Source organism: Bradyrhizobium sp. CCBAU 53340 (genome assembly GCF_015291645.1).
Classification (GTDB): domain Bacteria; phylum Pseudomonadota; class Alphaproteobacteria; order Rhizobiales; family Xanthobacteraceae; genus Bradyrhizobium.
The window spans coordinates 3,348,589-3,371,577 of the sequence record NZ_CP030055.1 but is presented as its reverse complement, the minus strand read 5'-3'; the positions used below and the strand labels follow the sequence as shown (position 1 = coordinate 3,371,577).

24 protein-coding genes and 1 tRNA gene are annotated in these 22,989 nt (G+C 63.3%); 5 read left to right on the top strand and 20 right to left on the bottom strand.

What is annotated here, in order from left to right:
* Positions 1–397: 397 nt before the first annotated feature.
* From XH89_RS15845 to XH89_RS15820, 6 genes are all read right to left on the bottom strand, one after another.
* Complete coding sequence (locus XH89_RS15845) at positions 398–1,351, bottom strand: 2-hydroxyacid dehydrogenase (RefSeq protein WP_194467923.1); 954 nt, start codon at positions 1,349–1,351, stop codon at positions 398–400.
* An 87-nt stretch (positions 1,352–1,438) separates the two neighbouring features.
* A complete protein-coding gene (rplA, locus tag XH89_RS15840) occupies positions 1,439–2,131 on the bottom strand; it encodes a 50S ribosomal protein L1 (RefSeq protein ID WP_128951210.1) in 693 nt (230 codons plus the stop codon).
* A gap of 6 nt (positions 2,132–2,137) precedes the next feature.
* Entirely contained in the window at positions 2,138–2,566 is a 429-nt protein-coding gene (gene rplK, locus XH89_RS15835; RefSeq protein WP_008136439.1) for a 50S ribosomal protein L11, read from the bottom strand.
* 134 nt (positions 2,567–2,700) lie between these two features.
* A complete protein-coding gene (gene nusG / locus XH89_RS15830) occupies positions 2,701–3,255 on the bottom strand; it encodes a transcription termination/antitermination protein NusG (protein WP_194467922.1) in 555 nt (184 codons plus the stop codon).
* Positions 3,255–3,446, bottom strand: a complete 192-nt coding sequence (gene secE, locus XH89_RS15825; protein WP_027564420.1) for a preprotein translocase subunit SecE — start codon at positions 3,444–3,446, stop codon at positions 3,255–3,257. The genes nusG and secE overlap by 1 nt, the downstream gene beginning before the upstream one ends.
* 328 nt (positions 3,447–3,774) lie before the next feature.
* Positions 3,775–3,850: transfer RNA gene (locus tag XH89_RS15820), tRNA-Trp, on the bottom strand.
* Positions 3,851–4,015: 165 nt separating this feature from the next.
* Here XH89_RS15820 and XH89_RS15815 point away from each other — a divergent pair.
* On the top strand, positions 4,016–5,233 hold the full coding sequence (locus XH89_RS15815) for a serine hydrolase (RefSeq protein WP_194467921.1): 1,218 nt from the start codon (positions 4,016–4,018) through the stop codon (positions 5,231–5,233).
* Between the two features lie 167 nt (positions 5,234–5,400).
* Here the strand turns inward: XH89_RS15815 and XH89_RS15810 are convergent, their stop codons facing one another.
* Both XH89_RS15810 and XH89_RS15805 read right to left on the bottom strand, forming a co-directional pair.
* Positions 5,401–6,168 (bottom strand): SDR family NAD(P)-dependent oxidoreductase, encoded by a 768-nt coding sequence (locus tag XH89_RS15810; RefSeq protein ID WP_194467920.1) that lies wholly within the window; start codon positions 6,166–6,168, stop codon positions 5,401–5,403.
* A 48-nt stretch (positions 6,169–6,216) separates the two neighbouring features.
* Positions 6,217–6,915 (bottom strand): histidine phosphatase family protein, encoded by a 699-nt coding sequence (locus XH89_RS15805; protein ID WP_194467919.1) that lies wholly within the window; start codon positions 6,913–6,915, stop codon positions 6,217–6,219.
* Between the two features lie 134 nt (positions 6,916–7,049).
* On the opposite strand from XH89_RS15805, the gene XH89_RS15800 reads away from it, so the two are divergent.
* Positions 7,050–7,835 (top strand): SDR family NAD(P)-dependent oxidoreductase, encoded by a 786-nt coding sequence (locus tag XH89_RS15800; RefSeq protein WP_194467918.1) that lies wholly within the window; start codon positions 7,050–7,052, stop codon positions 7,833–7,835.
* A gap of 1,000 nt (positions 7,836–8,835) precedes the next feature.
* On the opposite strand, the gene XH89_RS15795 is transcribed toward XH89_RS15800, so the two are convergent.
* On the bottom strand, positions 8,836–9,318 hold the full coding sequence (locus tag XH89_RS15795) for a DUF1772 domain-containing protein (RefSeq protein WP_194467917.1): 483 nt from the start codon (positions 9,316–9,318) through the stop codon (positions 8,836–8,838).
* 94 nt (positions 9,319–9,412) lie between these two features.
* Between XH89_RS15795 and XH89_RS15790 the strand changes: the two genes are divergently transcribed.
* Both XH89_RS15790 and argE read left to right on the top strand, forming a co-directional pair.
* Positions 9,413–10,063: a TetR/AcrR family transcriptional regulator gene (locus XH89_RS15790; protein WP_194467916.1), complete on the top strand. Its 651-nt coding sequence runs from the start codon at positions 9,413–9,415 to the stop codon at positions 10,061–10,063.
* A gap of 104 nt (positions 10,064–10,167) precedes the next feature.
* The gene (argE, locus tag XH89_RS15785; protein WP_194468502.1) at positions 10,168–11,355 is read left to right on the top strand and encodes an acetylornithine deacetylase; all 1,188 of its coding nucleotides are present in this window, start codon (positions 10,168–10,170) and stop codon (positions 11,353–11,355) included.
* A gap of 31 nt (positions 11,356–11,386) precedes the next feature.
* Here argE and XH89_RS15780 read toward each other — a convergent pair whose 3' ends face one another.
* The 4 genes from XH89_RS15780 to XH89_RS15765 form a co-directional block, all read right to left on the bottom strand.
* Positions 11,387–12,013: a LysE family translocator gene (locus tag XH89_RS15780; protein WP_194467915.1), complete on the bottom strand. Its 627-nt coding sequence runs from the start codon at positions 12,011–12,013 to the stop codon at positions 11,387–11,389.
* Between the two features lie 21 nt (positions 12,014–12,034).
* Positions 12,035–12,376 (bottom strand): NIPSNAP family protein, encoded by a 342-nt coding sequence (locus XH89_RS15775; RefSeq protein ID WP_194467914.1) that lies wholly within the window; start codon positions 12,374–12,376, stop codon positions 12,035–12,037.
* Positions 12,377–12,626: 250 nt separating this feature from the next.
* Positions 12,627–13,685, bottom strand: coding sequence for a phosphotransferase family protein (locus XH89_RS15770; protein ID WP_194467913.1), 1,059 nt, complete (start codon positions 13,683–13,685; stop codon positions 12,627–12,629).
* Between the two features lie 132 nt (positions 13,686–13,817).
* Complete coding sequence (locus XH89_RS15765) at positions 13,818–15,053, bottom strand: acyl-CoA dehydrogenase family protein (protein ID WP_194467912.1); 1,236 nt, start codon at positions 15,051–15,053, stop codon at positions 13,818–13,820.
* 214 nt (positions 15,054–15,267) lie between these two features.
* Here XH89_RS15765 and XH89_RS15760 point away from each other — a divergent pair, with 214 nt between their 5' ends.
* Complete coding sequence (locus XH89_RS15760) at positions 15,268–15,930, top strand: TetR/AcrR family transcriptional regulator (protein ID WP_194467911.1); 663 nt, start codon at positions 15,268–15,270, stop codon at positions 15,928–15,930.
* Positions 15,931–15,934: 4 nt separating this feature from the next.
* Here the strand turns inward: XH89_RS15760 and XH89_RS15755 are convergent, their stop codons facing one another.
* The 7 genes from XH89_RS15755 to XH89_RS15725 form a co-directional block, all read right to left on the bottom strand.
* A complete protein-coding gene (locus XH89_RS15755; RefSeq protein ID WP_194467910.1) occupies positions 15,935–16,327 on the bottom strand; it encodes a RidA family protein in 393 nt (130 codons plus the stop codon).
* A gap of 150 nt (positions 16,328–16,477) precedes the next feature.
* Complete coding sequence (locus XH89_RS15750; protein WP_128966853.1) at positions 16,478–16,693, bottom strand: hypothetical protein; 216 nt, start codon at positions 16,691–16,693, stop codon at positions 16,478–16,480.
* 216 nt (positions 16,694–16,909) lie between these two features.
* Positions 16,910–18,139, bottom strand: a complete 1,230-nt coding sequence (locus tag XH89_RS15745; RefSeq protein WP_194467909.1) for a CaiB/BaiF CoA-transferase family protein — start codon at positions 18,137–18,139, stop codon at positions 16,910–16,912.
* 173 nt (positions 18,140–18,312) lie between these two features.
* Positions 18,313–19,518 (bottom strand): MFS transporter, encoded by a 1,206-nt coding sequence (locus XH89_RS15740; protein WP_194467908.1) that lies wholly within the window; start codon positions 19,516–19,518, stop codon positions 18,313–18,315.
* 146 nt (positions 19,519–19,664) lie between these two features.
* Positions 19,665–20,492 carry a 3-keto-5-aminohexanoate cleavage protein gene (locus tag XH89_RS15735; RefSeq protein ID WP_194467907.1) on the bottom strand — a complete coding sequence of 276 codons (828 nt, stop codon included), beginning with the start codon at positions 20,490–20,492 and terminating at the stop codon, positions 19,665–19,667.
* A 120-nt stretch (positions 20,493–20,612) separates the two neighbouring features.
* Positions 20,613–22,001 (bottom strand): MFS transporter, encoded by a 1,389-nt coding sequence (locus tag XH89_RS15730; protein WP_194467906.1) that lies wholly within the window; start codon positions 21,999–22,001, stop codon positions 20,613–20,615.
* A 232-nt stretch (positions 22,002–22,233) separates the two neighbouring features.
* Positions 22,234–22,962 (bottom strand): NUDIX domain-containing protein, encoded by a 729-nt coding sequence (locus XH89_RS15725; protein ID WP_194467905.1) that lies wholly within the window; start codon positions 22,960–22,962, stop codon positions 22,234–22,236.
* Between the last annotated feature and the right edge of the window lie 27 nt (positions 22,963–22,989).

Below are 22,989 nucleotides of genomic sequence, written 5' to 3'. Positions count from 1 at the left end.
TCCTTCCGCAGCCACCTTAAGGTGAGATGCGAAGTGAAATCCGGTCTTCACCCGTCTATGCAGGCTATGCGATTAAGCCGTTGAGAAATCGAAATTTCCCGCGGGCGCCTGCAGTCTTGGACAGGACAAGGCCAGCCGGCGAACCGCCTGACCTCTGCCCGCATCCCAACCGGCCGATGGATTTTCCTTCCTTTTCGGGCAAATCCTTACGGACGTCCTGAAAAGGAATGATCTCCTGTGTGACGGGTTTTCGGAATGCGTGCACGAACGCGCCAGCCAAGGCCGGCACGTCCGGAAGCGGTTCTTTAACCGCTCTCTGCCTGCTTGCCAAGAGCAAAATTCACACCAGTTCCAATCCGATGCCGGCCCGGCTTGATCCGGCCCGACAAGGGCCGATTCAGGCTGATTTGACCCTGTACGGCAGCGGCTTGCCCTCGAAAAACGCGCTGAGGTTGGCCAGGACACAGCCTTGCATGGCAACGTGCGATTCGAGGGTGTGGCCGCCGATATGAGGCGCGAACACCACGTTGGGGAGCGCGGTCAGCGCGTCGGGAGCGTGCGGTTCCTTTTCAAAGACGTCGAGGCCGGCGCCGGCAACGGTCTTCTCGGTCAGCGCCGCGACCAAGGCCTTCTCGTCGATGACCGAGCCGCGGGAGATGTTGACGACGTAGCCGTCCGCACCGAGGCGCCCGAGGATGTCGGCATTGACCACATGCTGGGTGTCGGCCCCGGCCCGGACCGCGACCATCAGCACGCTGCACCAGTCGGCGAGCGCCTCCAGCGACGGAAAATATTGATAAGGCAGATCGTATCTGGTGCGGCTGAAATAGCCGACCTCGCTCTCGAACGCGGCGCAGCGCGCCGCGATCTTGCGGCCGATCTCACCCATGCCGTAGACCCCAATGCGGCGGCCGGGCATGCCGGCCTGCGGGCGCATCATCGGCGACTGCTTTGATGCGGCCCAGTCGCCACTGCGGACATATTGGTCGGCAATCAGGATCCGACGCGTCGTCGCCAGCATCAGGGTCATCGCGATATCGGCGACGGAAGCCGCATTGGCGCCGGGGCTGTGGCCGACCGCGATGTTGCGCGCGGCGGCCGCCTTCAGGTCGACGCCGTCATAGCCGGTGCCGTAGCAGACGATGGCGCCGAGCTTTGGAAACAGGTCCATCACCTCCGCACCGAGTGGCGAGCCGCCGGCAGTGAGCAGCGCGCGAATGCCGCCAAGCTCGCCGGCCGAAAACACCTCGCGCGCGGGCTTGCCGCCGGTGTCGAGCAGCTCGAACCGCTCGGCGAAGCGCGCCATCATCGACTTGGGAAAGCGCGAATAGACCAGGACCTTGTCAGCCATTGTTCTTGTTTCCGGTGAGCCCCCACAAACGACGAGGGGCGGAATCGGTTGCCCAATTCCGCCCCTCGCCTCATGCAATTTCCAGACTTAGCCGAGAATGGTGCCCGGCTCGACCTTCACGCCGGGGCCCATGGTCGAGGACACCGCAACGCGCTGGATGTAGGTGCCCTTGGAACCGGCCGGCTTCGCCTTGGCGACAGCATCGGCCAGCGCCTTGATGTTCTCGACCAGCTTCTCCTCGGAGAACGAGGCCTTGCCGACGCCGGCCTGCAGGATGCCGGCCTTCTCGACGCGGAACTCGACCGAGCCGCCCTTGGCACCCTTCACCGCACCGGTGACGTCCATGGTCACGGTGCCGATCTTCGGGTTCGGCATCAGGCCGCGCGGGCCGAGCACCTTACCGAGACGGCCGACCAGCGGCATCATGTCGGGAGTGGCGATACAGCGGTCGAAATCGATCGCGCCGTTCTGCACCTTCTCGACCAGGTCTTCGGCGCCGACGACATCGGCACCGGCAGCCTTGGCCTCGTCAGCCTTGGCGCCACGGGCGAACACACCGACGCGGAGCGTACGGCCGGTGCCGTTCGGCAGGGTCACGACGCCGCGGACCATCTGGTCGGCGTGACGCGGATCGACGCCGAGATTGATCGCAACCTCGATGGTCTCGTCGAACTTCGCCTTGGCGCGTTCCTTGACCATCTTGATGGCGTCCGCGAGCGGGTAAAGCTTTTCGCGGTCAACACCTTCGCGGGCTTTGTTCAAACGCTTTCCGATTGCCATGACCGCTTACCCCGCAACTTCCAGACCCATCGAACGGGCGGAGCCCTCGACCATCTTCATGGCCGATTCGATGGTGTCGCAATTGAGATCCTTCATCTTCTTCTCGGCGATCTCGCGCACCTGCGCTTTGGTCACCTTGCCGGCCTTGTCACGGCCCGGCGCCTTCGAGCCGGACTGGATCTTGGCGGCCTGCTTGAGGAAGAAGGACATCGGGGGGGTCTTCATCTCGAACGTGAACGAACGATCGGCGTAGATCGTGATCACGACGGGAATCGGGGTGTTCTTCTCTTCCTTCTGGGTCTGGGCGTTGAACGCCTTGCAGAACTCCATGATGTTGAGACCGCGCTGACCGAGCGCGGGACCGATCGGGGGCGAGGGATTCGCCGCACCGGCCGGGACCTGAAGCTTCAGGTATCCGGTCACTTTCTTTGCCATGTATCACTCCTGTTGTGCCGACTGACGCCGGCGGTTTCAGGTTCGTGGTCTGGGTCGGATGCGGCTGGCAACCGCCCTCTCCCTCCCACGGCCTCTCTTTGCGAAAAGCCTGATCGGCTTCCCGCGCTACCCGGTCAGACCTTCTCGACCTGACCGAATTCCAGTTCGACCGGCGTTGCGCGGCCGAAGATCGACACCGCGACCTTCACGCGCGAGCGCGCCTCGTCGATTTCCTCGACCACACCCGAGAACGAGGCGAACGGGCCGTCGGCCACGCGCACGTTCTCGCCGATCTCGAACGACACCGACGCCTTCGGCCGTTCCACGCCTTCCTGCACCTGGTGCAGGATGCGCATGGCCTCGGATTCCGAGATCGGCATCGGCTTGTTTTCCGCGCCGAGGAAGCCCGTGACCTTCGGCGTGTTCTTGATCAGATGAAACGCCTCGTCGGTCAGCTTCATCTTCACCAGCACGTAGCCCGGGAAGAACTTGCGCTCGGCGTCGATCTTGCGGCCGCGGCGCACTTCCGTGACCTTCTCGGTCGGAACCAGCACCAACTCGAACAGATCCTCGAGCCCGCGCTGCTTGGCCTGCTCGCGGATCGATTCGGCGACCTTCTTCTCGAAGTTCGAATAGGCGTGGACGATGTACCAGCGCTTGTCGGACAGTTGAGCCGTTGCTGTAGCCATCAGTGAATGCCCAAAAGGAAGGTGATGAGGTAGCGGATGATCTGGTCGGCGGCGAAGAAGAAGACCGAGGCCACGGCGACCATCACGAACACCATGATGGTGGTGATCGTGGTCTCACGACGGGTCGGCCAGGTGACCTTGGCGGTCTCCGAGCGCACTTCCTGCAAGAACTTGAACGGGCTGACTGCCATCGTTTGAGACGCCAATAAGGATTTCGGGGATCCGAACAGCCGCCTGTGGCCCAGCCCTCTGTCTCGAAGGATGAGCCGGAAAACCGGGCTCTGATGTTCGGGGGATTTCAAAGCCGCGCCGGATATCCGCATCTCAACGGGCCGGCTGCGAGTGCGGGGTATCTACTGCGGATGGGGCCAAAGGTCAAGGTGTGGCGGGGGCGGAATGCGCCGGGGCCCGGCCGACGGACGTAATGTGGATCAAGGGCTTATAGGCCCGTACGACCTGCGCGCCGAGCTTTCGGCTCGCCGCTATCCTGCCCGTTGATCCTGACTGTATGGGATTAGCTGGCAGGAGTGGCAGGGCTCGAACCTGCGACCCCCGGTTTTGGAGACCGGTGCTCTACCAATTGAGCTACACTCCTACGGACCCTCGCCTTGCCGCGGAGGATCAGGGCCGCTTTCAAGCACAGGGGACGGCCGGATTGCAAGGACGGATTGCAAGGGTGAAGCGCGCTGGCTTCGCTTGTTTGTGCAGCGGCTTCTGGGCCACTCTTCGTTCCCGACAATAATGTGCCCCGGGAGTGAACATGACCGCCGCCCCTCGCCCCTCGACCGCGCCGAAAACCCCGCCTCTGCCTGAGGCCAAGCCCGAGACGCTGAGCTTGTCGCGCCCTCGCCTCCAGGCGATGTCGGATGCGTTCAAGCGCGAGATCGATAAGGGAACCGTCCCCGGCGTGACCGTGCTGGTGGCCAGGCGCGGCCAGGTCGGCTGGTTCGAGGCGCTCGGCAAGCAGAGCCCGGCCGGAACTGCGCCGATGGCGCTTGATTCGATCTTCCGGATCTTTTCGATGACCAAGCCGATCGTCTCGATCGGTATCATGGCGCTGCTCGAGGACGGTCACCTCCTGCTCGGCGATCCCGTCGCCAAATTCATCCCGGAGTTCGCGAACCAAAAGGTCGGCGTGGTCAGCGGTGGCAAGCTGGACCTGGTTCCACCGAAGCGGCCGATGACGGTGCAGGACCTGCTCCGGCACACCTCCGGTCTCACCTATGAGCACCAGGGCGACGGCCCCGTGCACAAGATCTACCAGGAGTCCCGCGTCCGCAGCCGGAAGATCACCAACGCGGAGCACGCCGCGCTGGTCGCGAGTTTTCCCCTCGTGTGCCACCCCGGCGACGAATTCAACTACAGCCGCTCCACCGACATCCTCGGCCGCATCATCGAGATCATCAGCGGCCAATCGCTCGGCACCTTCCTCACCGAGCGCATCCTTGCGCCACTCCAGATGACCGAAACTGGATTCTCGACGAGTGAGGCTAATGCCAACAGGCTCGCCGAACCGTTCGAAGCCGATCCCTGGACCGGCGACAAGGTCGCGCTGTTCAACATGCTCGAGCAGCCGGTGATGGAGTCAGGCGGCGGCGGTCTGGTCTCGACCACGATGGACTATGCCCGCTTCGCGCTGATGCTGCGCAATGGCGGCACGCTCGACGGCGTCAGGATCATCGGCCGCAAGACGCTGGAGCTGATGGCGTCCGATCACCTCGGACCTCACGTTCAGATCAACGGCACGCTGCTCTCGCCCGGCCACGGCTTCGGCCTCGGCTTCGCCGTGCGCCGCGAGGCCGGCATTGCGCCCTTCCCCGGCAGCGCCGGCAACTATTTCTGGAGCGGCATTGCGGGGACGTTCTTCTGGATCGATCCGAAGGAGGATCTGTTCGCGGTGTTCATGAGCCAGGGCCCGGGACAACGTGACTACACGCGGACGCTGGTGCGGGATCTGGTTTACGCGGCGGTGGATTGAAATCGCTCGCTTAGGCTCGCGTCGCGAGGCCGCATCCACACACTCGCTGTCATGCCCCGGCTTGACCGGGGCATCGAGTACTCCGCGGCGGCAGTTCGTTCACACAACTTCCGCCGCGGAGTACTGGATCGCCCGCTTTCGCGGGCGATGACACCGGCATTGACGCCTCAACTAATCGTCGCGCCGCCGTCGATCACCATGGTCTGCCCGGTCATGAAGTCGCCGGCCTTCGATCCCAGGAACACAGCCGCGCCCGCAATCTCGTCGGGAACGCCGATGCGCAGCAGCGGCGAGCGCGCGGTCGAGGCTTTCAGGTTCTCCGGATTGTCCCACAGCGCCTTGGCAAAATCGGTCTTGATCAGGCCGGGCGCGATGCAGTTCACGCGGATGTTGTGCTTGCCGTATTCGCAGGCGAGGTTGCGCGCGAGCTGCATGTCGGCGGCCTTGGAGATCGCGTAGGCGCCGAGGATGGTCGAGCCCTTTAGGCCTCCGATCGAGGAGACGATGATGATCGAGCCGTCCTTGCGCTCGATCATCTGCGGCACCACCATCGAGATCATCCAGTTGTTGGCGACGATGTTGTTGTCGAGAATCTTGCGGAACTGATCGTCGGAGATGCCGGCGAGCGGGCCGTAATATGGATTCGACGCCGCGTTGCAGACCAGCACGTCGATCTTGCCGAAGGCGCGGTTGCTCTCGTCGACGAGATTTTGCAGATTCTCTTTCGATGAGATGTTGGCGGCGATCGCGACTGCGGTGCCCTTGCCGAACTTGTCGTTGATGCCCTTCGCCACTTGTTCGCAGACATCAGCCTTGCGCGAGGAGATCACCACCTTGGCGCCGTGCTCGGCCATGCGCTCGGCGATCGCAAGCCCGATACCGCGCGTCGAGCCGGTGATGACGGCGACTTTTCCCTTCATGTCGAACAAGGTCATGCTTTCCTCCCAGAGTATGATTTCGAATTGGCCTGGAGCCGTAACGGCTCAGGCGAGCTTCCTGACTTCCGGTCCCGCAGGCTGATGCATTTCGGCATGCGCATCATCGGCGATCCACGGCTGCTGGTTCACCATCGGCAACCGCCATATCGTGCGCTCGGGACTTGCGAAACAATCGAGCCGCGTGATCGACACATTGTCGATGTCGAACGACAGCGCCTTCTCCACCTGACCGTCGAGCGCGAGCCCGATCGCCGCCTTGATGGTGCCACCATGCGCGACCGCGATGATATCCTGCCCGGCGGACTCGCTATTGATCCGCTCGATGACGCGGCGCGCGCGATTATAGAGATCCATGAAACTTTCGCCGCCCGGCGCCGGCTCGTTGATGTCGGCGAACCAGCTCGAGCCAACTGGACGGCTCGCGATGAACGCCGCGCGGTTCATGCCTTGCCAGCGGCCGAGATTTTGCTCGGCGAGATCCGGCTCCCACGTCATGGACGCAGGCCTCGGAAAACCCGCTTCCCAGATCGCCTCCGCGGTCTGGTGCGTGCGCATCAGATTGCTCGAATACCAGACCGCGTTGCGTGGCAACACCTTGGCAACGGCGTTGAACACGTAGGTGTCGCTGGTATCGCAGGGAAGATCGGTCTGGCCGTAGATGTTGCCGCCGTCATTGCGCACCGGCGCATGACGAACCCACCACCAGCGTGTCGTGACCACATCAGGCTTGTCTGCACCTGCCATCGAAACCCTTCCATCCCGTGTGATGTCGCTGTACGTGAGTAGCGAACGTGTCTCAAGACACTTTACCGTTTGAAATTCTGTTTGAAATTCCGTCGCGCGGCAAGCGTCGCGCGGCATACCGAAGGGAGAAACGCATGGGCCGCCTGCAAGGCAAATCCGTCATCATCACCGGCGCCGGCAGCGGCATCGGCCGTGCCGCATCGCTGCTGTTCACCAGGGAAGGCGCAAAACTGATCGCGGTCGATCGCAGCGAGGCGGTGAAGGAGACGGTGGACGAGGTGAAGAAGGCCGGCGGCGTCGCGGAGGCGATGATCGCCGACGCGGGTTCCGAGGCCGACGTCATCGCCGTCATCGACAAGGCGGTGAAGACGCATGGAAGGCTCGACGTGATCTGGGCCAATGCCGGCATCTCCGGCGGGCTCGTTCCGCTGGCCGAACAGACCGTCGACCACTGGCAGGAAATTTTGCGCATCAATCTGATTGGACCGTTCCTTGCGGTGAAATACGCGATGCCGCACATGGTGAAGCAGCAGTCCGGCGCGATCGTGTTGACCGCATCGGTCGCGGGCCTCAAGGCCGGCGCCAGCGGGCATCCCTATGCCGCCAGCAAGGCCGGCGTGATCTCGCTGGTGCAGACCACCGCATATTCCCTCACCGGCACCGGCGTGCGCATCAATGCGGTCTGCCCCGGGCTGATCGAAACCGGCATGACCAAACCGATCTTCGACCGTGCGAAAGAGCGCGGCACCCAGGACAAGATCGGCCAGCTCAATCCGCTGAAGCGCCCCGGCCAGCCCCACGAGCTCGCGGCGATGGGGTTGTTCCTGGCAAGTGATGAAGCGTCGTATGTGAATGGCCAGGCCTTCCCGGTGGACGGCGGCCTCACGGCATCGATGCCGTATACGGGCAAGCCGGTCTGACGGCTCACTCGTGTCCCGGACGCGCCGCACCGCTGAAGAAGCGCTGCGCTGCGTCCGGGGCACGAGACCGACGTTTGGTGCGAAAGTCTCTCCACACCGTCATTGCGAGCGCAGCGAAGCAATCCAGAGTCTTTCCGCACCAGCAATATCCATTCCGTCATCCCCGCGCAACCGCGAAGCGGTTGTCGCTGGAGGTGCGAGTGACGCAGTGCATCTGCACTGCGTTGCGAGCCTCGAAGGATGTGCGGCCGAGATGCAGCCGGGCTGTCGCCCTTCGAGGGCCGCTGAAGTAGCGGCCGCCTCAGGGCGACGGTCACAGGGCAGTGTTCGCGGCAACGTTAGCATTCGATCTTTCAATCACAGACGCACCTTCGCAGCCTCGCGGCTCATTCCGCCCGAGCTTTGCTTCATCAACCTCACCCTCATCTGAAAGAGGGCGCAGGGAAGGCCGGGTGCCCGGCTGGCACCCGCGGTCCACTGTGCGAAGGTTGCGCTACAAGAGGCTGCACAGCGGCATACAGGTGAAGCCGAAACATCCGGCCTTCCCTGCGCAGTGGTTTGACGGCTTATGTCGTGATCTCCCCGGGGAGCGATGCACTATTGCCCCCGTCGTCTCGCAGATGACCGATGTGCGCATCCGGTTGGACATCGCACATCACCACGAGCCTTGGCGCACAGGCTCCGGGCGCCAGGACCACACGATTTTGCCGTACGCAGTCACACCGGTCGTGTGCGCGATGGTCTTGCTCACGGTTGCCCGCCCTGCAAGACCCTTCGCGCCGATGTGACTAGCGTCCACCGCCGCCCGGCCCGCGTCGTGACGATCGCGATACGCCCCTCTTCCATGGGCCGGGTTGCCGCAACACATACGTCGTTTCCGAATTTCGGTAAAGCGGAATATCTTTCGCGAGACGCATTGCCCTACGGCTCGCGTGTTTTGCCCGTCAGGCAGCGCAAGAGATTGTGGACGTCGCTTCGCTAACCCACCCTACGAAGCCTGTTACGCGGCGAGCGCAGCGATAAACAACGCACTCGCCACGACCGACGCCAATGTCCGCACGTGGTTCCAGAACATCCAGTCCTTCAGATACGCGGCCCACACCACGCCCGCCTGCGGGGCCGACGGCTGCACCGCGGCGAGTGCGTTGTTCAGCGGCACGTTGAGCCCCACCGTCACCACGAACATGCCAACGACATAGAGGCTGCCACCGGCGATCATGCTGATCGCGCCCGGCTCGCTAAGACGCAACGCGCCCATCACCACCAGCGCTGCACCCGCCACCGTTGTACCGAGGAACAGCGGCATGAACAGCGAGCGCACGATGTCGACATTGATGGCGTTCATCGCCGCGATACCGGCAGCCTGATCGAGCCGGCCAAGCGCGGTCATGATGAAGTTCGAGAAGGCGAAATAGACGCCCGCCATGACACCGCAGCCCAGCGCCGAAAACCACAGCAATCCGGTCGTGAAAACCTGCCGCATGACGCACCTCCGTTAAATACGATAAACTCTCGTATTTGATAAAGGCGATAAACTCTCTTATTTCTGGCGTCAAGCGCAGATGGCGGGAACCACGATGCCGGAACGGAAGATCAGGGCGGTCAAAGCGACGCAGGCGACCGGACGGCGCACGCCGCTGGTGCCGACACAGGAACGCAGCCGGGAGCGATTCGATCGCATCCTGGCCGCGGCAACGGAGATCCTTGCCGAGAAAGGCAGCGACGCCATCCGGATGAGCGACATCGTCGAGCGCACCGGCATCGCCTTCGGTTCGCTCTATCAATATTTCCCGGACAAGAGCGCAGTGATCGGAACGCTCGCCGAGCGCTGCAATGCCACCGGCCACGAATGCGTTGCGCGCGACCTCGCCGAGATGAAGAAGCTGTCCGACCTACACGCGGCGCTGTGCCGCATCACCGACGGCTACTACCAGATGTTCCGCGATCACCCGGTGATGCATCACATCTGGCAGGCGACCCAAAGTGATCGGACGCTTCAGAGGATCGACCAGGAAGACGTTGCCTTCCTTGCCGGCCTGCTGCGTGACGCCCTGCATCGTGTCGCGCCGAAGCAGCCTGCCCCTGCTCTCACGACATTCTCGCAACTGGCGATGATCGAGATCGGGGCCGCAGTCCGGTTCGCGATTGCGCTGCCACCATTGGAGGCGCGCCGCGCGCTGGACCTGTTCAAGCGAATGCTGCCGAAAGATCTTTCTGCACTTGCCTGAGATTCGGCGAAAGCCTGGTTCGCGGTCGGATTTGCCCGAATGGCCACTCCATTGGTATGTTTCGTGCAAGCGGTGAGGCCGTCCTCCATCACATGAACGAGACAATGCCCAATCCGATCTTCCCGAGTTCACGTCCCGATCGCATCCGCAACATGCTGGCCGACCTCGTCGGCTTCGACACGATCAGCGATCGCACCAACCTGCCCTTGATCGCGCATATCGAGAGCTATCTCGCCTTCCTCGGCATCAAGGGCGAGCGCATCACCGATGCAACAGGGCAGAAGGCGTCGCTCTGGGTCACGATCGGACCGGAGGATCGGCCGGGCTACGTGCTGTCGGGCCATACCGATGTCGTGCCTGTTATGGGCCAGGACTGGAGTCACGATCCGTTCAAGCTCGTCGAGCGCGACGGCAAGGTCTATGGCCGCGGCACCACCGACATGAAGGGCTTTGTCGCAGTGTGCCTTGCGATGGTGCCGGAGATGCTCGAAGCCAAGCTGAATACGCCGATCCACCTTGCGATCTCCTATGACGAGGAGATCGGCTGCGTCGGCGTGCGGCCGATGCTTGCCGAAGTCGCGAAGAAGAAGCTGCGGCCGCTCGGCGCCTTCATCGGCGAGCCGACCGAGATGAAGGTCATCATCGGCCACAAGGGCAAGCACGGCGTGCGCGCCACGTTCCGGGGCCTTGCCCGCCATTCCTCGATCGCGCCCGATGGCGTCAACGCGATCGAATATGCCGCCGAGCTGATCACCGAGATCCGCCGCCGCGCGGTGAAGCTTGCGGGCGAGGCCGAGCGCAACAGCCTCTATGACGTCCCGCACTCGACGCTGCTGACCAGCATCGTGCATGGCGGCGCGGCGCTGAACATCGTGCCCGACACCTGCACGGTGGACTTCGAATGCCGCGGCATCGGCATCACCGAATCCAAGGAGGTGACGGATGCGATCGTCGCCTGGGCCAAGGCCGAGCTCGAGCCGGCGATGAAGGCGAGACACCCCGAATGCGGCATCGATTTCGAGGAGATCCTCGATTATCCCGCGCTCGACACCAAGGCCGACGCCGCCATCGTCACGCTGGCCAAGAGCCTTGCGGGGCGCAACGACCACGCCAAGGTCGCCTTCGGCACCGAGGCCAGCCTGTTCACCAGCATGGCCGATATCCCTTCGGTGGTGATCGGCCCCGGCTCGATCGCGCAGGCGCATACGCCGGACGAGTTCATCGCGATGGCCGAGCTGGAGAAATGCGCGGGGTTTGTGGAGAGGCTGATCGCGCATTGCGCGAAGGGGTAGTCGCAAGTGCCGCAGGAGCGAGCGCCGTGCCTCACCGCTCCTGCAACGCCAGCCGCATGCCGACGGCACAGTAGATGGTCCCAACCACCTTGCCTTGCCACTTCACCACGCTCGGATGGCGCCGCAGGAGATTGCCGAGGCGGCCGGCGCCGACAGCGAATACAACGGTGCTGACGAGGCCGAGCAGCACGAAGACAATGCCGAGGATCGCAAGCTGAAGTCCGATCGAACCATGCTCCGGCCGCACGAATTGCGGCAGGAAGGCGAGGAAGAACAGCGCGGTCTTTGGATTGAGCACTTCGGTCAGCACAGCCTGCCGAAAGGCGCGGCCCGCGCCGATCGCGGGCGCGGCGCTGTTCAGCTCGATCGGCGCCTTGTCGAGCATCGCGCGAATACCGAGATAGATCAGGAATGCCGCGCCGGCATATTTGACGATGCTGAAGAGCAGCGCTGAGGTCGCGATGATCGCCGAGAGGCCGGCGATCGCCATGCTGGTGTGGATGAGGTCACCTGCGGCAATGCCTGCGCCCGTCGCGATGCCGACCTTTGTGCCGGAGCTTGCCGCCCGAGCGATGGTGAGCAGGGTCGCCGGGCCCGGAATGAAGACGAAGCCGAGAACGATCAGGATGTAGGTGACGAGGGTGGCGTGGTCGATCATGTACGCGGCTCCGAAGGCGGATCAGTGCAGGAGGCTGAACGACGGCGAATAGTCCACCGGCACGAGCAGGCGGTCCTCGATCTGCCCGACCATCAGCCCATGCTCCGCATGTGTGACTCGCTTGATCTCGCTCCACTCGGCATCCGCCATGAAGCCCGCCCATGCCGAAATCCTGGCGACCTCGTCCGGCCACTCCAGGAGATAGGCGAACTCGGTCCGTTCGCCTGACTTTGTCTCCCACATCGCCACGATCTGAAAGCCATAGCGGGTGCGCATGATGCGCGCCGCATGGTCGCGGAACCGAGCGTGGAAGGCAGCCTTGTTCTTGTCGAAGATTTCGTAGATGCGCAGTTGCTGGATCATGACCGCCTCCTTGCGGGAAGAGATGTGGTCAAGTTTGTTAGCCGTACAAGGGACACGCGCGCCTCCCCGTCATTGCGAGAAGCCCGCGACAGAATTGCCAAGCAATTTTGCGCTGATGCGACGAAGCAATCCAGACTGCCTCTGCGGAAACATTCTGGATTGCTTCGCTGTGCTCGCAATGACGGAGTGTGTGGGAACAGCCGCGCGTCAAATCAAAAGAGGCGCGGTCATCGACCGCGCCTCTATCTCGTTACACCGCGCCCGCCTTCTGCGCGTATTCCCACGAGGCCTTTGACAGCGGCACGGTGCGCTTGGCGGACTCCAGCGCCTTGGCATTGGCGGCGGTGCCGTCGCGGACGCGGCCGGCGATGCCTTGCGTGATGCCGGCGAGGCGGAACAGGTTGTAGGCAAAATACCAGTTCAGATCGGGCACCGTCATCCTGGTGACGTTGCAATAGATCTGCGCGGCCTCCTCGACGCTCGGGATGTTAAGCGCCTTGAGATCGGCGCCCTGCAGGCCCGGCATGATCCACTGCATCAACAGATAGGTGAAATCGGCCATGGGATCGCCGAGCGTCGACAGTTCCCAGTCCAGCACGGCCTGCACGCGTGGTTCCGTCGCATGGAAAATCATGTTGTCGAGGCGATAATCGCCATGGACGATCGAGACGCGCGCCTGCTCGGGCACGGTCCTGGGCAGCCATTCGGCGACCTTCTCGAACTCCGGAATGTGCTGGGTCTCGGACGCCCGATACTGCTTGGTCCAGCGATCGATCTGCCGCGCGAAATAATTGCCCGGCTTACCGAAATCACCGAGGCCGATTGCGACGGGGTCGAACATATGGAGCTCGGCCAGCGTCTCGATCTTGCTGGTGAAGATCTTGCGGCGCGCATCGTTATCCTGGCTCGGCAGCGTCGGATCCCAGAACACGCGGCCCTCTTCCATCGACATGATGTAGAAGGCAGCGCCGATGACGCTGTCGTCCTGGCACAGCGCATAGGCGCGCGCGACCGGAAAACCCTGCTTTCCAAGGGCTGCGATGACGCGGTACTCGCGATCGACCGCATGCGCCGAAGGCAGCAGCTTGCCGAACGGCTTTCTGCGCATCACATAGGAGCGCTTCGGCGTGTTGAGCCGGTAGGTCGGATTGGACTGGCCGCCCTTGAACTGCAGGACGACCAGCGGGCCTTCAAAGCCTTCGACGTGCTCGTGCATCCAAGCCTCGAGCCGCAACTCGTCGAAGCGATGACGCTCCTCGACCGGCTTGGTGCCCGAGAACTCTTCGTCTTTCCTGACGCCGTTAGCCACGGTGACGCTCCCTCTTCAGTCCGAACGGGATCCTATTCGGTAACCGCTGGCGCACTTGCGTCAAGCGGCCACCGAATGCGGATCATGCTCTTGTCGCTTCTTTAGAGCGGGCGCTTCATCCCGCTCCATCGCTTAATGCTTGGGAGAATTGGCATACTTCCGAACTTCGAGCCTTGCAATGGCGCGATTGTGCACCTCATCCGGACCGTCGGCGAGACGCAGCGTGCGGATGTGGGCGTAGTCCTTGGCAAGGCCGGCGTCGTCGGAGACGCCCGCGCCGCCAAACGCCTGGATCGCCTCGTCGATGATCTTCAGCGCCATGGTGGGGGCCGCGACCTTGATCATGGCGATCTCGGCCTGCGCGGTCTTGTTGCCGACCTTGTCCATCATGTCGGCGGCCTTGAGGCAGAGCAGACGCGTCATCTCGATGTTGGTGCGGGCTTCGCCAATACGCTGCTCCCACACCGAATGTTCGACGATCCGCTTGCCGAAGGCGGTGCGCGAGGTGAGCCGCTTCACCATCTTCTCCAGCGCCTCCTCGGCCTTGCCGATGGTGCGCATGCAGTGGTGAATACGGCCCGGTCCGAGGCGGCCCTGCGCGATCTCGAAGCCGCGGCCCTCGCCGAGCAGGATGTTCTCCTTCGGCACGCGCACGTTCTCGAGCAGCACCTGGGCATGGCCGTGCGGCGCGTCATCGAAGCCGAACACGGGCAGCATCTTCTCGACCTTGATGCCGGGCGTGTCGAGCGGAACCAGGATCTGCGACTGCTGCTGATGCTTGGCCGCGTTGAAATCGGTCTTGCCCATCAGGATCGCGATCTTGCAGCGGGGATCGCCGACGCCCGACGACCACCATTTACGACCGTTGATGACGTAGTGATCGCCATCCTTCTCGATCCGGGTCTCGATATTGGTCGCATCGGACGAGGCCACTGCCGGCTCGGTCATCAGGAAGGCGGAGCGGATCTCGCCGTCCATCAGCGGACGCAGCCATTTCCGCTTCTGCTCCTTGGTGCCGTAGCGGATGAAGACTTCCATGTTGCCGGTATCGGGCGCGGAGCAGTTGAACACCTCCGAAGCCCAGGTGATGCGGCCCATCTCCTCCGACAGCAGGGCGTATTCGAGATTGGTCAATCCCGCGCCGCGGAATTCGTCGTCCTCATGCTCGCTCGGCGGCATGAACATGTTCCAGAGACCTTCGGCCTTCGCTTTCTTCTTGAGGTCTTCCAGGACCGGGATCACCTTCCAGCGCTCGCCGCTTTGATCCTGCTCGTTATAAACAGGCACCGCCGGACGCACATGCTTGGCCATGAAGGACTGCACGCGGTCGAGCCATTCCTTCTGCTTGGGCGACATATCGAAGTCCATGGGACGCTCCTCGTCTCTCTCTTTGCGATCTCGTTTTGCGCCGGACTGTCCTCCCGCCTCGTGCGGCCCGCAAGCCGCGAATGCGCCTGACGGGTCTTCGGAACCGGTTCGCGCGTTGCGAACGAGTTGCGATTGCGGATTGACTTTCTCCGGCCTTCAAACGATAGTTTCATACAAGTGTTTGAATTGCAACTCCCCTCCCTGAGGGCAATCCATGGCCAGCGATCATACGAGGTCTGCCATTCTCGCCGCCGCCGAACGGCTCTATGCCGATCGCGGCTTCGGCGACGTCACGCTGCGCGACATCGTCGCGGAGGCCAACGTCAATTTGGCCGCGGTGAACTACCATTTCGGCTCGAAGGACGAGCTGATCGCGGAATTATTTGTCACCCGTTCGATCGCGACCAACCGCGAGCGCCTGCGCGAGTTGAAGGCCGCCGAGGAAGACGGCGGCGGCCGCGCGCCGATCGAGGTGATCCTGCGCGCCCTGGTGGGACCGACGCTGCGCGGATGCCTCGGGCCGGAGAACCAGCGTTCCACCGCGGCGCGCTTCATGATCCGCGCCTCGATCGAATCCGTACCGCCGATCCGCCGCATCAAGAACCGCGAGATCGACCATTTGCGGAAATTCGCCGGCGCCATGCTCCGCTCCCTGCCCGACCGCAGCGACGTCGATATCTATTGGGGGCTCAACTTCGCACTCGCGATGGCGCACCACACCATCCGCGAAAGCGAGCGCCTGACAAAGCTGTCAGAAGGCCAATGCGATCTCGACGACGTCGAGGATGTGGTCGCGCGCGTCGTCAGCGTCGCGACCATGGCGCTGACGGCGGGCAAGGCCGCGACCAAGGCGCCCTCGCGGGTCGCTGCACGGTAATCGCTCACATCATCGCGATGCAGTCGATCTCGATGTCGAAAGACCCGGTCCATTCGGGAATGCAGACGAAGATCCGCGCGGGCGGCTGCTCCGGGAAGTAGCTCGCATAGATCGCGTTGAAGATGGGGAAGTGCTTGGCCGAGGTGCAGTAAATGTTGCACTTCATCACGTTGTCGAGCGAGGCGCCGGCCGTGTGAAGGCACAGCTTCAACTGCTCCATGACCAATTCGCTCTGACGCTCGATCGGCACGGCCGCGATCTCGCCCGTTTCAGGATCAAACGGAGGCAGGCCGGATACGAAGATCATGTTGCCGGCGCGCGTCACGGGCGAAGCCGGCGCCTTCCAGCGGTCGAGATAGGTCGAAATCGGTTCGACGCGGAGCGCTTCGCGTTTCATGGGCCACCTTCGGTTCAAGCGAGACCGGTGCCAGGCTACGTCATCCTGCCGCCGGCATGCTTCGCTGGAGCTCGAAGTGTAATTTGCGGAGACTTATCGTCTGAGCATGATCTTGTCGGAAAACCGCTGCGCACTTTTCCGGATCATGCTCTAGCCCCGCTGCGGCATCTCCTCGGCCTCTTCCTTGGCGAGCAGCAGCAGCATCTCGATGCCCATATCGCCTTCCTGCGGCGAGCGGATGAACTTGATCTCTTCGGCGCTTTGCCGCAGTGCGGCAATGATGGCAACAGCCTGGTTAGCGGTTGCCGCCTCTGTCGCCAGAATTGCCTTCTGGTCCTTCGCCTGGAACCCGATCGTGTAGGACATCCATTTCCCTCCCGAAGTCAGTGGAGGGATCGAATCAGAGTCTCAAGGAAAGTGGAAGCCTGTGCGACTACGGACCGGGATTATCTGGGGATTGCGCGCAAGCCCCGCACAAGGCCGCGCCATCGCCATGCTTCCGTCACCAGTTGATGCGCAGCGATACGGCTCTGTTCCGGCTGTGCTGGGTCGCCGCGCTTGCGAGGAGATGCGAAGACCTGGCTAGATAATCCCCTGCTTCTTCAGCTCCTCGATCTTGCCGGCATCATAGCCGAGCTTGCCGCCGAGCACTTCCTGGGTGTGCTCGCCAAGCAGCGGCGGGGCGCGGTAATCGGTGATCGGGGTCCCTGAGAAGGTCAGCGCATTGCGGATCAGCGACAGATCCGGTTGAAACGGATGGTTAACCTTCACCCGCATGCCGCGCGACTGCACGTGCGGATCGGAGAACACCTGCTCGAAATCGTTGATCGGGCCCGACGGCACGCCGGCCTCCTCCAGCTTCTCCAGCCAATAGGCCACCGGCTTCTTCAGGAACAGGCCGGCGAAGATCGCCATGATCTCCTTGCCGTGCACGACGCGGTCGTTGTTCTTGACGAAGCGCGGATCGCTCGCGAGCTCGGGCTCGCCGAGCACGGCGCAGGTCTTCCGGAACTGGCCGTCATTGCCGACCACAACCATCAGCTCCCCGTCGGTGCAGCGGAATACGCCGGCCGGCATGCCGCCATTGCCCCAGGTGCCCCGGCGCGGCGGCACCTTGCCGTTGACGAGATAGATCTGGAGCCAATGCGAGAGCGACGCAATGACGGTGTCGAACAGGCAAACGTCGATATGCTGTCCCTGCCCGCCATTGACGTCGCGATGGTACAGCGCCGAGAGCAGCCCGATCGAGGTATTCATGCCGGTCATGTAGTCGACGATCGACGGGCCGACCTTCATCGGGCCCTCGCCGGGCTCGCCATCGATATGGCCGGTGACGCTCATCAGGCCGCCCATCGCCTGGAGGATGGCGTCATAGCCGGCGCGCGGCGCATAGGGACCGGTCTGACCGAAGCCGGTCACCGAGCAATAGATGATGCGAGGGTTGATCGCCTTGATGGTCTCGTAGTCGAGGCCGTAGCGCTTGAGATCGCCGACCTTGTAGTTTTCCATGAAGACGTCGACGTCCTTGGCAAGCTCCCGGATGATCGCCTGACCCTCGGGCTTGGCGATGTTGACGGTGACCGACTTCTTGTTGCGGTTGGCGCAGAGATAGAACGAATTGTTGTTGTTCGCCTTGCCCTCTGGATCGGTCAGATAAGGCGGGCCGAAGGCGCGCGCGTCGTCGCCGGTGCCCGGCCGCTCGATCTTGATCACCTCGGCGCCGAGATCGCCCAGCATCTGGGCCGACAAGGGCCCGGCGAGCACACGCGTGAGGTCAAGGATCTTGATGCCTGAGAGCGGCAGGGCCGACATGTCGATTTCCTCCGGGGAACTGGATCTTGGCGCGGCGGCGAGAAGCCGTGGCTACGCTCCCTGCGGATACACCATTTTGATGCCCCGAGCACTGCACTGGCGGCATACGGCCATCCCCTGTGCCGGCGACAGGCGCAGTCCGAAGCGACGAATTCCGTGCTGCGAATAACGCCTCAGGCCGCCCCGACCGCGGCCACTCGCGGACGACGCCGGCCGAGCAGGACCAGGATCAGCACCGTTGCGGAGGAAAAGGCCAAGGTGAGCCCAAGCGCGCCGCGGCTGCCGAATTCGGTGAGCAGGCCTGCGAGCAACGGTGGCGAGATCGCGGAGGCCAGATTGAGCGGCAATGCGATCATCGACATCGCCCTGGCGAATTCGGCCTGGTCGTAGAACACGAGCGGGATGGTCGCTCGCGCCACCGCCATCGCACCGCTGCCCGCGCCATAGAGCAGGATGAAGGTCGCGACCGCCCAGGTTGCGCCCTCGCTCATCATCAGCAGCAGCATGGCGACCGGCAATGCCGTGCCTGCGACGAGCCCGGTGGTGATGCCGTCCCACCGGCCGCCGCCGAGGAAGTCGAGGCCGCGGGCGCTGACCTGGATCACGCCCAGCATCGAGCCGAACGCAAGCGCCTGCGCGGGCGCAAGCCCCTCCGCACGCAACAGCTCGATCAGGATCGCGCTGATGCCGAAGTTCACGAAGGCGTTCATCGTGATCACGCAGGCGACGAGACCGAAAGTGCTTCTTGGAATCGCAGGCGGCCGCGCTGCCTTGACCGCCTCGCCACGATCGTCAGTCACAATTTTGCGGCGCGGCGCGACAAACGCATAGAGCGGAAGGTTGATGGCGAGCATCATCGCCGCATAGACGAGACAGGTCCCGCGCCAGCCGAGCCAATCGCTGAGGAACGAGGTGGTCGGCCAGAAGATGCTGCTGGAGAGCCCTGTCACCAGCATCAGCCCGCCGATGGCATTCTTGGCGCCGCGCCCGGCGACCTCGTTCAGCATGATATAGGCGCCGGTCGACAAGGTGGCGCTGCCGCCCATGCCGAGAATGACCCAGCCGACGAAATAGAGCAGCGGCTCGCGCGCGAAAAACAGAACGACGTAGCCCGGCGCGGAGACGACCGTGCCCACCATCATCACCTTGCGCGCGCCGTGCCGCGCAAAGGCCTTGGCGAGCCAGGGCGCGCACAGGCCCATGGTGACATAGAGAACCGAGCTGCCCGCGAACACCGCCGGCAGGCTCATGCCTAGATCGGCTCCAAGGTCGCGGCCAACCACGGCCGGAAGGCCGATCGTACCCCATCCAATGAGCTGGGTTATCGCGAGCACCAGCAGGACCCCGATGAGCCTGCTGTCAGATTTCAAGAACCGCATTCAAGTCGTCGCCTGCCCGGCAGGCGCCGATCACGCCTGTGAGCCTCGTCTTACCCGCAGACTCAGCACGCGGGAACTCCGGCCGCCGAATGGCAGAAGGCAGCCAGGAGCATGTCAGGCAGACGTCAGGTGTGGGACGATCGTCACTACCGCACAATCCCGAGCAAGGATCGCGCCTCGGCCGCAGTCGCCACGCGCCGGCCATGGCGCGTGACAGCTTCACAGGCGATGCGGACGAGCTCGGCATTGCTGGCGGCAAGGCGCGTCTTGTCGACCCTGATATTGTCCTCGAGCCCGGTGCGCACCGCATCGGCGCCGCGCGCCAGGGCCCAGCCCATGACCTCGGCTTGATGGCGGCCGATCCCGGCTGCGGTCCAGGTCGCCTTCGGGATCAGGCGCTTCAGTTCTGCCAGCAGGATGTCGAGCACTTGCTCGTCGGCCGGCATCGCGTTCTTCACGCCCATGACGAATTGCACGTGCGGACGCGCGTCCATCAGCCCCGCCTCGATCAAGCGTCGCGCGCCGTGCAAATGCGACAGATCGAAGATCTCGATTTCCGGACGAACGCCATTTGCCTTCATGCCGGTGGCGAGAGTCTCGACCAGGGCCGCGCTGTTCTCATAGACGATGGTCGGAAAGTTCACCGATCCCGTCGACAGCGAGGCCATGTCCGGCTTCAGGTAGAGCGATGATCCGCGCGCCGAGGGGTCGCGGCCGCGCCCGCCGGTCGAGAACTGCACGATCATCCCGGGGCAATGCTTGCGGATGCCTTCCTGCACCAGGGCGAAGCGCTCCGGATCGGAGGACGGCGTCTCGTCGTCGTTGCGGACATGGATGTGGGCCAACGTGGCACCGGCCTCGAAGGCCTGGTGGGTCGACTCGATCTGTTCAGACGGCAGAATCGGCACCGCCGGATTGTCCTTCTTGCGCGGAACGGAGCCGGTGATGGCGACGGCAACGACGACGGGGTTCATCTGGCAACCTCATGATGATTGCGCTCACGCGCACCGGGTTCGAACAGGCAGTCACGTAGCGCATCGAGCCATGCCACCGCAAACGATCGATCGCAACGGCATGGCTTGCTTGCGCGTCTGTCAGGTCGGAATTGCGGCCGCGCCGCCCGCTGCCTCCGCACGCTGACGCTCATAGTCGCCCCGCGGCATCGGAACGGCCTTGGGATTACCGAGATCGTCGATGCCGATCCGATAGGTTTCCCGGGCCGTGACGGCTGCCAGCGCCGCGATGACGGTGATGCCGAAGGCGATCGCGCCGACCGTCAAGGGGATATTGGCCGAGCCGGGAGGCGCGACCGTCGCAAACAGCGCGGGGAGCAGCGCGGTGATGGTGGTGCCGATGTTCTGCGAGATCGCCATAGCCGACACGCGGGTGCGGGTCGGAAACAGCTCCGGATAGAAGCTCGGGAAGATCGCGTTGTAGCCCTGATAGACCACGCCCCACATCAACAGTGACAGCAGGATCGCCAGCGGCACGTTCTTGATGCTGATGGCATAGAGATAGCCGAAGGCCAGCAGACCGGAGAGCAGCGCGCCGACGACGATCGGAGGCTTGCGGCCGACCTTGTCGGAGAGATTGCCGACGAAGGGAATGACGAACACGGCCAACATGTTTCCGAGGACCGGGATCCACAGATAGACGTCCTTGGCAAAGCCGATGCCATAGGCCGGCTGCACCGCGTAGGCCGCACCGAAGATGGTCGCAACCACGGGGATGACGTTCATCAGCGCCATGCAGGTGACCCTGAGCATGTCAGGCCAGCTCAGCTTGATGGCCTGGACGATGGGCGAGCGCGGCGTTTCTCCCCGCTGGTCCTCTCGGGCAAAGGCAGGGGTTTCGTCGACTTCGCGGCGGATGATGTAGCCAGCGACGATGACGAAGAAGCTGAGCAGGAAGGGAATCCGCCAGCCCCAGCTGTTGAAGGCGTCGGTCGGCATATAGGCAGCCAGCGGCAGGAACACGGCGGCCGCGAGAATCTGTCCGGCCTGCACGCCCTGAAGCGCGAAGCTCGCATAGAAGCCGCGCCGACCGAACGGCGCGTGCTCCAGGATCATCGAGCTCGCTCCGGAGATCTCACCGGCAACGGCAAATCCCTGGATCAGACGCAGGATGACCAGCAGGATCGGCGCGAGGATGCCGACTTGCTGGTAGGTCGGCAGGAGGCCCACCGCCATGGTCGACAGACCCATCATGAACATGCAGACGATGAGAACGGTCTTGCGGCCATGGGTGTCGCCCCAATGTCCGAGCACGAAGGCGCCGATCGGCCGGGCCACATAGCCGACCCCATAGGTTGCCAGCGATGCGACGATGGCGACGGTCGGATTCTCCGACGGAAAGAAGATCTGCGGAAAGATCAGCGAGGCGGCGGTCGCGTAGATGAAGAAGTCATAATATTCGAGAGCCGACCCGATCCAGCCGCTCGCAGCGGCCTTCCTTGACTGGCTCACGTGATGGATTCCGGTCATCCTGGGAGTCCTCCAAATTGGTTTGCAAATTGGTTTGCTTGCGGCCCGTGGGCGGGCTTCTGGAAGAAACTGGCAGCATTCTCCACGCGCTATGCGGACTTTCCGCTAGCGTTCGTTACTGCCGATTGGTGCTTGAGTGACGCGATAATAGGCTTTCGCCGGGCTAACACAATTACCCTGTTATGCGAGAAACCTAACATGATGTTATTCTAGCCGAGCATCCGGCGCAGCATCACTCCGGCGGATTGAACGTCCGCACGAAATACACCGGCTCGCTGTTTTTCTTCAGGCGATAGAGCTGCGCGGGGCGGTTCGGGCCGCGCCGCATCTTTGCGACCGGCTCGATCATGTCGGCCGACAGGATCCTTGTGCGAAAGGCGCTCTTCTCGAGCGGACGGTCGAGCACGATCTCGTAGACGCGCTGCAGGTCGGGCAACGTGAATTCCGCGGGCATCAGGTAAGCCGGCAGCGACGTATATTCCACCTTGTTGCGCAGGCGCTGGATCGCGGTTGCCAGGATGTCGCCGTGATCGAAGGCAAGCTTCTCCTTCAGCCTTCCGTCTTGAATCGGACACCACCGCGCATCTGATGTCAGCACGCTTGCCTCTGCCGGGATCAGCGCGAAATAGGCATGGGTTGCCGACCAGCCGCGCGGATCGCGCGACGCGCTTCCCCAGCTTCCGAGCTGCTCGAGATAGGGGCTGCTGACCCCGGTCTTCTCCTTCAGCTTGCGCGCCGCGCAGGCGGCAAGGTCGCGATCCCTGGCGATGTCGACGAAGCCGCCCGGCAGTGCCAGGCTGAGCGGAAACGGTTCGCCCTCACCGGCCGGACGCTGCACCAGCAGCACCTGAAGCCAATCGTCGCGAATCGAAAAGATCACGACATCGACCGTGGTCAGCGGCCGCGGGAAGTCCAGATGTCCTGACTTTCCAAGACCTTCGGCCCGCACCTCGCCCGCCATCGACAGCCTCCCCTGTTCGGCCTTGAC

What these genes read in the sequence shown, in the direction of transcription:
- XH89_RS15790 (WP_194467916.1), top strand. Translation starts at nt 9,413, where the DNA reads ATGCCGGAACGGAAGATCAGGGCGGTCAAAGCGACGCAGGCGACCGGA.
- nusG (WP_194467922.1), bottom strand. Translation starts at nt 3,255, where the DNA reads ATGGCTACAGCAACGGCTCAACTGTCCGACAAGCGCTGGTACATCGTC.
- XH89_RS15725 (WP_194467905.1), bottom strand. Translation starts at nt 22,962, where the DNA reads ATGGCGGGCGAGGTGCGGGCCGAAGGTCTTGGAAAGTCAGGACATCTG.
- XH89_RS15795 (WP_194467917.1), bottom strand. Translation starts at nt 9,318, where the DNA reads ATGCGGCAGGTTTTCACGACCGGATTGCTGTGGTTTTCGGCGCTGGGC.
- XH89_RS15760 (WP_194467911.1), top strand. Translation starts at nt 15,268, where the DNA reads ATGGCCAGCGATCATACGAGGTCTGCCATTCTCGCCGCCGCCGAACGG.
- XH89_RS15740 (WP_194467908.1), bottom strand. Translation starts at nt 19,518, where the DNA reads ATGCGGTTCTTGAAATCTGACAGCAGGCTCATCGGGGTCCTGCTGGTG.
- XH89_RS15805 (WP_194467919.1), bottom strand. Translation starts at nt 6,915, where the DNA reads ATGGCAGGTGCAGACAAGCCTGATGTGGTCACGACACGCTGGTGGTGG.
- XH89_RS15735 (WP_194467907.1), bottom strand. Translation starts at nt 20,492, where the DNA reads ATGAACCCCGTCGTCGTTGCCGTCGCCATCACCGGCTCCGTTCCGCGC.
- XH89_RS15810 (WP_194467920.1), bottom strand. Translation starts at nt 6,168, where the DNA reads ATGACCTTGTTCGACATGAAGGGAAAAGTCGCCGTCATCACCGGCTCG.
- XH89_RS15800 (WP_194467918.1), top strand. Translation starts at nt 7,050, where the DNA reads ATGGGCCGCCTGCAAGGCAAATCCGTCATCATCACCGGCGCCGGCAGC.
- XH89_RS15775 (WP_194467914.1), bottom strand. Translation starts at nt 12,376, where the DNA reads ATGATCCAGCAACTGCGCATCTACGAAATCTTCGACAAGAACAAGGCT.
- XH89_RS15780 (WP_194467915.1), bottom strand. Translation starts at nt 12,013, where the DNA reads ATGATCGACCACGCCACCCTCGTCACCTACATCCTGATCGTTCTCGGC.
- rplA (WP_128951210.1), bottom strand. Translation starts at nt 2,131, where the DNA reads ATGGCAATCGGAAAGCGTTTGAACAAAGCCCGCGAAGGTGTTGACCGC.
- XH89_RS15730 (WP_194467906.1), bottom strand. Translation starts at nt 22,001, where the DNA reads ATGACCGGAATCCATCACGTGAGCCAGTCAAGGAAGGCCGCTGCGAGC.
- secE (WP_027564420.1), bottom strand. Translation starts at nt 3,446, where the DNA reads ATGGCAGTCAGCCCGTTCAAGTTCTTGCAGGAAGTGCGCTCGGAGACC.
- argE (WP_194468502.1), top strand. Translation starts at nt 10,168, where the DNA reads ATGCCCAATCCGATCTTCCCGAGTTCACGTCCCGATCGCATCCGCAAC.
- XH89_RS15755 (WP_194467910.1), bottom strand. Translation starts at nt 16,327, where the DNA reads ATGAAACGCGAAGCGCTCCGCGTCGAACCGATTTCGACCTATCTCGAC.
- XH89_RS15745 (WP_194467909.1), bottom strand. Translation starts at nt 18,139, where the DNA reads ATGTCGGCCCTGCCGCTCTCAGGCATCAAGATCCTTGACCTCACGCGT.
- XH89_RS15765 (WP_194467912.1), bottom strand. Translation starts at nt 15,053, where the DNA reads ATGGACTTCGATATGTCGCCCAAGCAGAAGGAATGGCTCGACCGCGTG.
- rplK (WP_008136439.1), bottom strand. Translation starts at nt 2,566, where the DNA reads ATGGCAAAGAAAGTGACCGGATACCTGAAGCTTCAGGTCCCGGCCGGT.
- XH89_RS15750 (WP_128966853.1), bottom strand. Translation starts at nt 16,693, where the DNA reads ATGTCCTACACGATCGGGTTCCAGGCGAAGGACCAGAAGGCAATTCTG.
- XH89_RS15845 (WP_194467923.1), bottom strand. Translation starts at nt 1,351, where the DNA reads ATGGCTGACAAGGTCCTGGTCTATTCGCGCTTTCCCAAGTCGATGATG.
- XH89_RS15815 (WP_194467921.1), top strand. Translation starts at nt 4,016, where the DNA reads ATGACCGCCGCCCCTCGCCCCTCGACCGCGCCGAAAACCCCGCCTCTG.